Raw genomic sequence first — 11,961 nt, 5'->3', positions numbered from 1 at the left:
AAAAGTTACATTTTTATTAATTATACATATTAATTATAAATGTGTATAATTAATATATCTATAGTTAATTATAGAATTAGTATGATTTATAAGGAGCAAGTTATGGAGAAGAAATCAAAAGGTTTTTTGAGAAAAACCGTAATATTTCTTGTTATGTTTATAAAAAAAATAGGAGATGACGATATTTTTGCATTAGGAGCTCAATTGGCATATTATATGGTATTATCATTTATTCCTTTTTTAATGTTCTTAATGACCTTAGTAGGATTTAGTCATTTAAATAGTGATGCAGTTCTTAATTTATTAAGTAATGTAATGCCAACAGAAGCCTTTAATCTAATACAAAGTACTGTTATTGAAATAGTAGACAGAGAGCAAACAGGATTATTATGGATAAGTATAGCTTTAGCCATATGGGTATCATCTTCAGGGTTTAAAGCCGTAATAAAGGGGCTAAATAAAGCCTATGGAGTTAAAGAAACCAGGTCTTATATAAAGTTAAAATTAATTTCTATGATATACACAATTTTATTAGCATTAATTGTTATAGCTACTTTATTCTTATTTGTATTTGGTGATGTAATAGGGGATTTCTTTATGAAAGTATTAGAGCATCCAGAGTTTATATATTATATATGGAATATGCTAAGGTATGTAGTAGTTATTTTAATAATGATATTATTTTTTATGTTTTTATACAATGCAACTCCTTGTGTAAGGTTAGGATGGCTTGAGGTAATTCCAGGAGCCGTCATAACAACATTAGGTTGGATATCAATTTCATATATTTTTGCCTATTATGTAAATAATTTTAGTAATTACTCAAGATTATATGGAAGTTTAGGAGCCGTATTTATGTTTATGACATGGATGTTTATAACTTCTATGATATTGATTTTAGGTGGAGAAATAAATGCTGTTTTAGCTGAAAAAAATAGATTAAAAGATTTATAGAGAAATAAAAAAAGAGTCATTGCCTTAATGGTTAAATGACTCTTTTTATAATTATCATTTATTATTTTTCATATCCATTTGGATGGTTTTTATGCCAATTCCAAGCAGTTTCAATTATTGTTTCTAATGAATTGAATTTAGGTTTCCAATTTAATTCTTCAATAGCTTTATCAGATGAAGCTATTAATATAGCTGGGTCTCCAGCTCTTCTAGGAGCTACCTCAGCTGGGATTTGGTGTCCAGTTACTTTTCTTGCAACTTCTACAACTTCTTTTACAGTAAATCCAGTACCATTACCAAGATTGTATATTCTGCTTTCTCCACCATTCATTAATCTTTCTAGTGCTAATGAGTGAGCAGATGCTAAATCTGATACATGGATATAATCTCTTACACAAGTACCGTCTTTAGTATCATAATCATCTCCAAACATCATTATTTTATCTCTTTTTCCTAATGCAACTTGTAATATTAAAGGAATTAAATGAGTTTCAGGAGCATGATCTTCTCCAATTTTTCCGTTAACATGAGCGCCAGCAGCATTGAAGTATCTTAAAGCAGTGTATTTTATTCCATAAGCAGTATCACACCATTTTAAAATCTTTTCAACAAGAAGCTTAGATTCTCCATAAGCATTTGTAGGAAGATTTTTATCAGTTTCTAATATAGGAATATTTTCAGGTTCTCCATAAGTAGCAGCTGTTGAAGAGAAAACTATGTATTTTACATTATGATCTCTCATAGCTTCTAATAAACTTATAGTTCCTGAAACGTTATTATTGAAATATTTTAAAGGCTCTGTCATACTTTCCCCAACAAGAGAGTAGGCAGCAAAGTCAATAACAGCTTCTATGTTATTTTCAGTAAAAATCTTGTCTAATATTTTTCTATCTCTTAAATCACCTTTATAAAGTTTTCCGCCAAGAATAGCATCTTCATGTCCTTTTTCGAAGTTATCTAAGATAACAACTTCTTTATTGTTTTCAATTAATTCTGCAACCATATGGCTACCTATATAGCCAGCACCACCACAAACTAAAATTGCCATGTTAATACCTCCAGTAAATTTTATTCTAATAACATTATATACTATTTTAGGTAAAAGTTTTACTAAAATAAACGAAATTTAATATGAATTTTGAATAAATTTCACTTTTTTGGTTAAAATAACAGGTGAGAATTTTTTAGGAGGTCATATTAAATGAATAAAATAGTTTTATTAGGACGTTTAGTAAAGGATCCAGAGTTAAGATATGTAGAGGGTGGGGAGAAGGTATATACAAAATTCACAATTGCTGTGGCAAGAAATTTTAAGTCTTCCACAGGAGAAAGAAAAAAAGATTTTATTCCAATAATAATGTGGGAAAAAAAAGCAGAGATAGCTTGTAAATATCTAAAAAAAGGAGATCTTTTAAGTGTTAGTGGAAGACTTATAACAAGAAGCTTTGAGGATACTGAAGGGAAGAGAAGATATATTGTAGAAGTATCTGTAGAAGATTTTAAATGTGTTAATTTTAATCATGATAGGGTAGATAATAACTTTTAATATAAAAAAGTAGTAAGCAAATATTTACTTACTACTTTTTGGTTAATGTATATTTAGTATAATTTAAGTTAAGAATTATTTTAAAGCATTTCCTATTTCAACACCAAAGTCGAAAGCTTTTTGAGCTTCTTCTTCTGATGGCTTAAATTTAATTCTTAAACCTTCAACAGGCATTTTCATTCTTAATTCTTTTAATCTACTTTCTATTCTAGGAACAGCTTCACCACTCCATCCATATGAACCAAAGGCACCAGCTATTTTTCCACCATGAACTACAGGGTTAAGTTTTGCCATTAAGTCTCTTACTGGCTCAACAAGTTCATTTACGATTGTTGGAGAACCAAATAATATAGCATCTGATGAACCAACTTCGCCAACTAATTCTGTCATATCATGTTCTATTATATTAAATAGATTTATGTCTAAGTTTCCAGTAGATTTAATACCTTCAGCTATTTTTTCAGCTAATTGTTTAGTATATCCATATGCAGAAACATAGAATATTGAAGCTTTTTTAACTTCCTTAGCTGGAGCTGGAGTACTCCATTCTTTATAAAGATTAACCACTTTATATGGGTTAGATCTTAAGATTGGACCATGACCTGGACAGATTATTTCTATGTCTAATTCTTTTATTTTATCAAGAGCTTTTAAAACATATGGTTTAAATGGTCCCATTATACAATCAAAGTAGTATTTTAATGCTTCCATATATTCTTCTTCATTAGGAATTAAATCATCAAACATTTCTTCACAAGAATAGTGGCTTCCAAATGAATCACAAGTGATAAGAGTTTTATCTTCTTCTACGTAAGTGTAGATTGTATCAGGCCAGTGTAAGAATGGTACTGACATGAATTTTAAAGTTTTATTTCCTAAAGAAATTGAATCTCCATCTTTAACTGGGATTGATTCGAAATCTCCATTAACTATTTCTTTTATATAGTTAATAGCTATAGGTGATGCTACTATTTTAGCATTAGGAGCTAATTCTAATATTTTACCTATAGAACCAGCATGGTCAGGCTCAGTATGACTTACAACGATATAGTCAATTTCTGAAGGTTCTACACCTAAGTCTTTTAATCTTGCTATATATTGATCAAAGAATTCAGCTTTTACAGTTTCAAATATTGCTGTTTTTTCACTACCTTTTACAACATATGAATTATAAGTTGTTCCGTAAGGTGTGTACATTATTATGTCAAATACTCTAAGGTTTGGATCTAATGCTCCTACCCAAAATAAATCGTCTTTAATATTTAAGTGCTTCACTACATACGCTACATATTTTTTGTAGAATAATATGCAGCTACCTCCCTTCAAAATGTAATATTTTTTATAAATTAAGAATTATTTTATACATAAACCTAAAATGATATTAAATTAATTAAAAGTACAAATTATCTTTATATATAATTACCAATAATTATTTTACTATGTTAAATAACTTTATAAATTTTTGATAAAATGATATAAAAAAACTTAATTAACTTCTTAATTAATTAATAATATCAAATAATAAATTTTATTAATTGATATTATTAATTATACACTTTTAGGGTTAAAAGTAAATAGAAATTGGGCATTATTAACTGATTTTTAAACTAAAAAACAATTGAGAATTTTCAGAAAATTAGCATGGATATTTAATAAGTTTTAGTTGAAAATTGCATGAAACCATTGGTATAAACTGTAAAAATATCTTTGGGTATAAGTAAAAATAGCCATACTTTAGTATGGCTATTTTAAATTTATTTTTATTTATAATTCATTATTTATTTTCTTTTTTTCTTTAAAGTTAAATAAACACCAGCAGATGATAAAGCAATTCCAGTAGTAGCTAAAGCACCAGCCCCTATAGGTGATCCTGTATTAGGTAAATTTCCATTATCTTTTTTCTTTGTAGTAACTTCTAATGATATTTTATCTGATTCTTTTCCATCTTTATCAATTGAAGATACTTCAAAGTTATATTTAGTGTTAGGTTTTAAGTCTTTAACTAAGAATTCAAGTGGTGTTTTGTCAGTAGGAACTCTACCAATTTCTTTTCCATCTTGATAAACAACATATTCTTGAATTGATTCTACTTTTTCAGGAGCCTTCCAGCTTAGTAAAGCACTATTTTCAGTGATTTCTTTACTAACTAAAGCAGATGGCTCAGAAGGTTTTTCACCTGGATTTTCTGTATCACCAGGTTTGTTTGGAGTTTCTGGTTTTTCAGAATCGCCAGGTTGATCAGGATTAACAGGCTTATCTGTATTACCAGGATTATCTGGGTTTTCAGGTTTTTCAGGATTATTTGGTTTGTCTGGATTTTCTGGATTATCAGGATCAACTGGTTTATTTGAATCATCAGGGTTCATTACAGGTGGTAAATCTACATTTCCATCTAATCCCTTTACAGCAACCTCGTATATTCTAGCTGCAGAGTCTGCACCTTGAGTTGGCTGAATAATATTTAATCTAACATATCTAGCTTTAGTAACAGGGAAAGCATCATTGCTTATAGCCTTTGTATTATCATCTACATTTAATACAGGAGTAAAGTTTTCACCATCATTACTAACTTCAAAAGAGTAAGCTTTAGTGTTCATACCACTGCTTTCTCCCCCTGCTTCTGCATGGCTTATTTCTAATTCTCCTATAGTTTTAATATCCCCTAAATCTATTGTTAATGTATGAGGAGCAGAGCCTACGGCACACCATTTAGTTTTAACATTTCCATCTAAAGCATATTGAGGAGCTTCATTCTCGTTTACAAAGCTTGATGCTGTAGCTGATTTATTAAGTGATAAGTTTACTAAACCATCTTTTGCAGCATTTGTAACAGTTATAAGTTCAGTTTTAGTTTCCACATTTTCTCCAGAAGAATTTTTAGCAGTAAGTATTACTGGATAAACACCTTCCTTTTCATAAGTAACTGTTGGATTTTGTTCTGTACTACTTTCAACTTTAGCACCTGGGAATTTCCATTGGATTTCTTCTGTAACTTCAGAACTAGTGTTAGTAAAGGTTACTGATTGTCCTGGTGCTATTAGTGTATTTGAAACCTTAAATGATGCTGTTGGAGCAGGGTAAGCAGGCCATTCCATATTTATACTTTGGCTATTTCCTCTGTTAAAGTTTTTGTTAACAGCAACTACCTCAAAATTAGTATTTGTTTCTTTATCATTTCTTCTTAAATCACTAACATAATAACTTGTATTAGGAGTTGCACCTAGTAAAACTTTAGTTCCATCATTCATAACTCTGTAAACTTCATAATGATGTACATCAGAAGAATTTCCTTCAGGGCTCCATGAAAGTCTAGCACCTGCATATATTCCATCTTTAAAGTCAACATCATTTAATTTAGCATTAGATATATTTACTTTTGAACTTGAGTTAGGAATTTCTATTGTTATATTACCTAAGTTTGCTGAGAAGTTATCAACACATACTGGGCTTGAAAGTTTATAAGAAATAGTTTTAATTGATTTTCCTACATATGGTGAAACATCATAAGTAAGTTTAGTCCAATCAGTACCAAGTTTCTTATCAGCAGAAATAGTAGTTTCTGTACCATCATGGAATGTAAGAACTAAATCCATATCTACAGTATTTCCATTAGCCTTAGCAGTAGTAGTGAATTGTACACCTTCAGGTAAAGTCAAATCAGAACTATAAAGTTTTATTGTAGAAGATTTTCCTTCAGCTAGGTAACCAGAAAGTTTAATTGAGTTACCACCATAGTAAGCAGTAGTATAATCTATGTCAGCTTTTACATTATTATTTTCTTCATTTGAAATAACCCATCTGTAAGTTGGCATTATATCATTTAAACTTCTATTATTCCAATCTTGAGTAGATACTTTATTACCATCAACATAAAAATCATATCCATTACCCATATTAAAGTTAGTTGTAAATGGAAGGCTAGTTACAGCACTTTTTTCAACAGAGTATGTTGAAATTCCTCTCCAATCAACTCCTTGGGCATTAGTTGCTTTTGATGGATCACCATGTTCATTAACCCATAATTTGCTTTCATTTTCTTGGAATTGTTCTGGAGTTTTAGCATCAAAATAAGTCCAGCTTGGACAATATAAACCTAATGAAGTAAATGGAGCTTGCTCATCTCTTTGATAATGAGTCCATCTAAGAGGAGTTTTATATCCATTTGCTTGAACATCTATTCCAGCATATAAGTCATAAGGGTTTATTCCTATTTCTTTAGCTTTTTCGTTAGATACTCTTAATAAATCTTTATCTTTTAAACTGTTATTTGTCCACCAGAAATTTAAGAACATACTATCAGCAACTTTGTTTTTATCTCCATCTAATAAGAAATATTCATTTTTATCAGTTAATGCATTTTGCCAATCCATATCCCCATCTTTTGTCATTGAATCATACCACATGATTTCAAGTTTTCCATTAGACTTAGCTTTAAATTGCTTTATTAATTCTTGCATAAGCTTAGCATGTTCAGGAGTTAAAGGCTCTTGTTCAGTTCCTTCAGTTTCTTGATTTATGAACCAACCATCAAAGCCATAGTTTTCTGCAACTTCAATTAATTTATCTACTATAGGGAAGTTTCCATTAGAATCTTTTTCAAGGAATTTATTTAACCATTCCATTTTTCCGCCATGAGCTGTCATAGGGAAGAATACAGTACCTAAAACAGGAACCCCATTTCTGTGTGCTGAGTCAGTAACATCTGGACTTGGAGGAACTATTAATCCTTCTCCAGCTGATCCACCCCAGTAAACTAATTTATCTATGTATTGCCAATAAGAGAATGTATTAGCACTAAATTTATTTGAACCTTGTGATGGGTTACCACTAGTGTTAGCATTCATTATTGAAATTGCTACAACTTTAACATCTTTATTTTGAGTATCATTAATAGTGTCAAGTTTATCTTTTTCGACTCTTTTTGCTAATGGAACTGTACTTTTATTGAATTGTGCATCTTTATCATTGTTAGCACTCCATTTTAATAAATCTTCTGGATACCAATAAGATGAGATTGGTTGATTCTGAATTGAGTTTGAAGTTTCTTCTTGAGTTTGTATCTGATTTACAATACTTGTGTTTTGTTTAGGTGTTGCGTAAGCTATCTTTCCTAAAGGATTAAAAGAAAATGCAAATGCTGCAAAAACACAAAGTAAAGCCCTTCTACGCTTACGCATTTTTTGTTTGTTAGTCATAAAAAATCCCCCTAATATTTAATTTATGTATAACGATTACAGGAAGAATTATTACATAATTAGATATTTTCATAAATATAACTAATTGCATAATAAGTGGATAAATTATAGCTTTTATATCGTTTTCATAAAATTTATTACTGAATTATGAAAAGATAAAAAAATAAAGATAAAAAAGAAGAAATTTTCACAGAAAAATACAAAAAAAATGAAATTTGGGTTTTGATTAAGAGACTTATGTCGTTAAATAACGATAAAAAATATATTTATATGTGCATGATTTGACATGTTTTTTTTAATAAAGGTGATAAGATAAAGATGATTAAGGTGTACATGCATATAACATAGGGAAATAAGGAGGAAATTAAATGAAAATCGTAAAAAATCTGTATAAGGAAATAAATTTAGAAGATAAATGTTACAAATTCTGTTATAGATTAATAGAAACTTGTTTTAAGGGAACAACAGTGTATGGAATAGAAGTTGAAAGAAAAGATTTTAAGGATTCAGATTTAATTAATATAGAAAGAGATTCAGTTGATAAGATATCTCCAAATAAAGATAAGGTAGAAGTCTTAGTGGAGAAATTGCATAAGTACGAAGTATCACCTATACATCTAATTGATGTTATAGGTGAAGACGTTGATAACTGTGTGGCTGATTTTGCTTTCTAGTAGTATCATAGTAGATAAATATATTAATGATTAAGGGAGAGGATCTCTATGATAATAGGTATTGGTGTGGACATCATTGAAATAGAAAGAGTTAGACAAGCTATTCAAAATAATAAAAAATTTTTAAGTAAGTTATTTACTGAAAGAGAAATAGATTATTTTATTAGTAGAAACATGAATAGTGAGGTTATAGCTGGAAATTTTGCTGCTAAGGAAGCTGTAAGTAAGGCTTTAGGAACTGGTATAAGGGGATTCTCTTTTAAAGATATTGAAATTCTTAGAAATGAATTAGGAAAACCTGAAGTTATTTTGCATAGTGGTGCAAATTTAATAGGGAATAAACTAGTTGGAAATAATAATTCACTAAGGATACATTTAAGTATCTCTCATAATAATAGTAATGCAATTGCATATTCTGTTTTGGAGGGTGAATATTATGGAAATATGTAGTTCTAATAGCATAAGAAATATGGATAAAGATTATATAGAAAAGTTTAATATGCCAAGCATAGTTTTGATGGAAAATGCCATAATTAAATTTTTAGAAAATATAGATTTAACTAAGGAAAGTTTTACTATTATTTCTGGAAGAGGCAATAATGGTGGTGATGCCTTAGGCATTGCAAGACATCTATTAAATAAAGGTAAAAAAGTTTATGTACATATATTAGAGAAAGAAAAAGAAGGATCTGTAGATTATAAAACTAACCGCACTATATTAGAAAATCTAGGTTGCTATATACAAGATATATCTAATACTAAGCATTTAGAGATATTAAAAAATAACATAATAAATAGTGAAATACTTATTGATGGTATTTTTGGAACTGGACTCAATAAAGAGATTTCTGGAATATATTTTGAAACTATAAAATGTATAAATGAAAATAGTAAATTTACAGTTTCTATAGATGTTCCATCAGGTATAAATTCAGATGATGGTAGTATTTGTGAAATAGCTGTTAAGGCTAATGAAACCATAAGTTTTCAAGTTTATAAATTAGGATTTTTAAATTACAAAAGCTTTGAATATTTAGGTGATTTAAAAATTGTAGATATAGGAATACCTAAGAGTATAGTTTATAAAAACTCAGATAGTATAAGATTTACAGATAGAGAATACATAAGAAATAAATTTCCTTATAGAAATAAATATGGTCATAAAGGTACATATGGAAGATCTTTGATATTTGCTGGACATAAAGGGTTTATTGGAGCTGCTTACATGGTAGGGCAAGCAACCATAAAGACTGGAGCTGGTTTAGTTACAGTATTTACTCATAAAGATGTCCAAAGTGAATTATCTATTAAGTTAAACGAAGGAATGACAGGAACATATAATTCTAAAGAAGAATACGAAGAATTTATTGGTGGGGCAAATGTAATTGCTTTTGGCCCTGGTATGGGGAATAATGATTTAACATTTGAAGTGTTAAACAATATATTTAATATTTATAGTGGAAATATTGTCATAGACGCAGATGGAATCAATGTATTAGAGAGAAAAAAATCTATTTTAAAAGAGTTTAAAGGGAACATAGTATTAACACCACATCCAGGAGAGATGGCAAGATTATTAGGTCTAGAGATTAAAGATATTGAAAGAGATCGAATTGGAATTGCTAAGGATTTTGCAAAAGAAAATGGAGTTATAGTTCTATTAAAAGGATATAATACAATAATAACTGATGGGGATAAAGTATTTGTGAATCCTACTGGGAATAGTTCTATGGCATCAGGGGGAATGGGAGATACATTAACAGGAATTATAACCTCATTAATATCCCAAGGAGTAAATAGTTTTGATGCGGCTATTTTAGGAGCATATATACATGGATACGTAGGTGATGAATTATCAAAGGAGAATTTCACAGTAAGTGCTATGGAAATTATAAAAAATATTTCTAATAAAATTAAAGAATTGATTAGCTTTTAGAATAAAAAGGATTACTAATTAATAGTATGTAAGGTATAAGGTTTCATTGGGAGGATTTTCATGAAGAGTAAAAGAAATGCCATACTCATAATACTATTAATTATAATCTTAGGGGTTATAGGTGGACTAGCTATCTATCAAAGAACTTATAATTTAATACCAGAAGATATATTGGAAGATATGTTTTCTATAGAATCTTATGAAACAGAAATAATATATGATGTTAAAAATTCTAGAGGTCAGTTCCAAGAAAAAGGTAGAATTTATTATGACGAAGAAGTTGGCACAAAAATTGTTTTAGATGATAGAGAACAATTATTTGAAAAGGACAAAATAATAATAAACTACGTTAAAGATGAAAAGACTTATGAAGTTGGAAGAGACTATGATCAGTTCTATAGATTTATGTTCATAAATGAATTAAAGGATTTATGTAATGAAGAACATGAATTTACTTACAAGTGGAATGATGAAAATGAGAAGTCTGAAATAATACTAGAATTTAAAAATTTAAATGGGAATGAAAATTTTTCGAGAGAAGTAATGATTATAGATGCAAAGAAAAAAGTTCCTAAAGAAGCTACAATTTATGATAGGGATGATTCAGAAAGTGTTTCTATAAAGTTCAACAACTTTAGTAAAGTTAAAAATTAAAATTAATATTGTGATTGCTTTTTTAGCAATCACAATATTAAAAGATTATAAATTATTTATATTTAGATATAGTTTTACATATTCAATATATTTTATTAAGAAAAAATAATAGTAAACAAGTTTAATAATAAATATTATGTCAAAAAATATCATGTGCATAAGATGAAATCTTTGACAAGGTGGCATATTTTGTAATATAATCTATACATAATTTTATAACTCTTTTTACATTTAGGAGTGATGTACATGTCAGTATCAAAGATTAATAAACAAGATTCAAAAAAAGAAAAAAAAATCGAAAATTTTAGTCAATTAAAAGGAAGAAATATAATAACATATAGTGAGGACAAAAAAGAAGACGACTTTTACGAAGCAATGAAGGAAGGATATAAGGCTATGGCTTTAATAAATTCACAATATGCTGAAGAAGGAACTTCTGTAGAATACTTTGATCAAATAGAATATGAGACATGGCTTTGCGGAGTGTGATATAAATGGCTAGTTTGAATGTAAAAAGAGGGGATATATTTTATGCTGACCTTAGTCCAGTTGTTGGATCAGAGCAAGGGGGAATAAGACCAGTCATAATAATACAAAATGATATAGGAAATAGGTATAGTCCAACTGTAATCGTTGCGGCTATAACTTCACAAATAAATAAGGCAAAATTGCCTACACATGTAGAAATTTCTTCTGAGGAATATGGGTTAAATAGAGATTCTGTTGTTCTTTTAGAGCAAATAAGAACTTTAGATAAGAAGAGATTAAAAGAGAAAATTGGACATATGACAGAGGACGATATGAAAAAGGTAAATAAATCTCTGTTAATAAGTTTAAACTTACAATAATTAGATAACTTAGGCTATGATTAAATATTTAATCATAGCCTTAATTTTTTAGTCTTAAAAAGGAATTTTTCAATATTTTTTAGCTAATAATATATAAAATTAAAAAAAATAATTAATTGTAATCGATATAATTTTTGTATAGTATTAAAGCTAT

At 28.7% G+C, this 11,961-nt stretch carries 11 protein-coding genes; 8 read left to right on the top strand and 3 right to left on the bottom strand.

Going from position 1 to position 11,961, the window contains the following annotated elements:
• Nucleotides 1-102: 102 nt before the first annotated feature.
• Nucleotides 103-954 carry a YihY/virulence factor BrkB family protein gene (locus QP548_RS11840; protein WP_061426224.1) on the top strand — a complete coding sequence of 284 codons (852 nt, stop codon included), beginning with the start codon at nt 103-105 and terminating at the stop codon, nt 952-954.
• Nucleotides 955-1,015: 61 nt separating this feature from the next.
• Here the strand turns inward: QP548_RS11840 and galE are convergent, their stop codons facing one another.
• On the bottom strand, nt 1,016-2,002 hold the full coding sequence (galE, locus tag QP548_RS11835) for a UDP-glucose 4-epimerase GalE (RefSeq protein ID WP_003476178.1): 987 nt from the start codon (nt 2,000-2,002) through the stop codon (nt 1,016-1,018).
• 153 nt (nt 2,003-2,155) lie between these two features.
• On the opposite strand from galE, the gene QP548_RS11830 reads away from it, so the two are divergent.
• Nucleotides 2,156-2,500, top strand: a complete 345-nt coding sequence (locus QP548_RS11830; RefSeq protein WP_003457980.1) for a single-stranded DNA-binding protein — start codon at nt 2,156-2,158, stop codon at nt 2,498-2,500.
• A gap of 75 nt (nt 2,501-2,575) precedes the next feature.
• On the opposite strand, the gene QP548_RS11825 is transcribed toward QP548_RS11830, so the two are convergent.
• The gene (locus QP548_RS11825; protein ID WP_061426225.1) at nt 2,576-3,775 is read right to left on the bottom strand and encodes an FprA family A-type flavoprotein; all 1,200 of its coding nucleotides are present in this window, start codon (nt 3,773-3,775) and stop codon (nt 2,576-2,578) included.
• 503 nt (nt 3,776-4,278) lie between these two features.
• On the bottom strand, nt 4,279-7,695 hold the full coding sequence (locus tag QP548_RS11820) for an endo-beta-N-acetylglucosaminidase (protein WP_061426226.1): 3,417 nt from the start codon (nt 7,693-7,695) through the stop codon (nt 4,279-4,281).
• 368 nt (nt 7,696-8,063) lie between these two features.
• Between QP548_RS11820 and QP548_RS11815 the strand changes: the two genes are divergently transcribed.
• The 6 genes from QP548_RS11815 (at nt 8,064) to QP548_RS11790 (ending at nt 11,807) form a co-directional block, all read left to right on the top strand.
• A complete protein-coding gene (locus tag QP548_RS11815; protein WP_061426227.1) occupies nt 8,064-8,369 on the top strand; it encodes a DUF6514 family protein in 306 nt (101 codons plus the stop codon).
• Nucleotides 8,370-8,417: 48 nt separating this feature from the next.
• The gene (acpS, locus tag QP548_RS11810; RefSeq protein ID WP_061426228.1) at nt 8,418-8,819 is read left to right on the top strand and encodes a holo-ACP synthase; all 402 of its coding nucleotides are present in this window, start codon (nt 8,418-8,420) and stop codon (nt 8,817-8,819) included.
• Nucleotides 8,806-10,305, top strand: a complete 1,500-nt coding sequence (locus QP548_RS11805; RefSeq protein ID WP_061426229.1) for a bifunctional ADP-dependent NAD(P)H-hydrate dehydratase/NAD(P)H-hydrate epimerase — start codon at nt 8,806-8,808, stop codon at nt 10,303-10,305. The genes acpS and QP548_RS11805 overlap by 14 nt, the downstream gene beginning before the upstream one ends.
• 60 nt (nt 10,306-10,365) lie before the next feature.
• The gene (locus QP548_RS11800; RefSeq protein ID WP_061426230.1) at nt 10,366-10,959 is read left to right on the top strand and encodes a germination lipoprotein GerS-related protein; all 594 of its coding nucleotides are present in this window, start codon (nt 10,366-10,368) and stop codon (nt 10,957-10,959) included.
• A gap of 246 nt (nt 10,960-11,205) precedes the next feature.
• Entirely contained in the window at nt 11,206-11,448 is a 243-nt protein-coding gene (locus QP548_RS11795) for a hypothetical protein (RefSeq protein ID WP_003465652.1), read from the top strand.
• Between the two features lie 5 nt (nt 11,449-11,453).
• Nucleotides 11,454-11,807, top strand: coding sequence for a type II toxin-antitoxin system PemK/MazF family toxin (locus QP548_RS11790; RefSeq protein ID WP_003458025.1), 354 nt, complete (start codon nt 11,454-11,456; stop codon nt 11,805-11,807).
• Nucleotides 11,808-11,961: the final 154 nt, after the last annotated feature.

This window comes from Clostridium sp. UMB9555A (assembly GCF_030222355.1).
Classification (GTDB): domain Bacteria; phylum Bacillota; class Clostridia; order Clostridiales; family Clostridiaceae; genus Sarcina; species Sarcina perfringens.
The sequence above is the reverse complement of the archived record's forward strand: the minus strand, read 5'-3'. Positions and strand labels throughout refer to the sequence as shown.

Bases quoted from the DNA above. Each gene is read 5' to 3' on its own strand.
- acpS (WP_061426228.1), top strand. From the start codon at position 8,418: ATGATAATAGGTATTGGTGTGGACATCATTGAAATAGAAAGAGTTAGA.
- QP548_RS11815 (WP_061426227.1), top strand. From the start codon at position 8,064: ATGAAAATCGTAAAAAATCTGTATAAGGAAATAAATTTAGAAGATAAA.
- QP548_RS11830 (WP_003457980.1), top strand. From the start codon at position 2,156: ATGAATAAAATAGTTTTATTAGGACGTTTAGTAAAGGATCCAGAGTTA.
- QP548_RS11790 (WP_003458025.1), top strand. From the start codon at position 11,454: ATGGCTAGTTTGAATGTAAAAAGAGGGGATATATTTTATGCTGACCTT.
- QP548_RS11805 (WP_061426229.1), top strand. From the start codon at position 8,806: ATGGAAATATGTAGTTCTAATAGCATAAGAAATATGGATAAAGATTAT.
- QP548_RS11795 (WP_003465652.1), top strand. From the start codon at position 11,206: ATGTCAGTATCAAAGATTAATAAACAAGATTCAAAAAAAGAAAAAAAA.
- QP548_RS11800 (WP_061426230.1), top strand. From the start codon at position 10,366: ATGAAGAGTAAAAGAAATGCCATACTCATAATACTATTAATTATAATC.
- QP548_RS11820 (WP_061426226.1), bottom strand. From the start codon at position 7,695: ATGACTAACAAACAAAAAATGCGTAAGCGTAGAAGGGCTTTACTTTGT.
- galE (WP_003476178.1), bottom strand. From the start codon at position 2,002: ATGGCAATTTTAGTTTGTGGTGGTGCTGGCTATATAGGTAGCCATATG.
- QP548_RS11840 (WP_061426224.1), top strand. From the start codon at position 103: ATGGAGAAGAAATCAAAAGGTTTTTTGAGAAAAACCGTAATATTTCTT.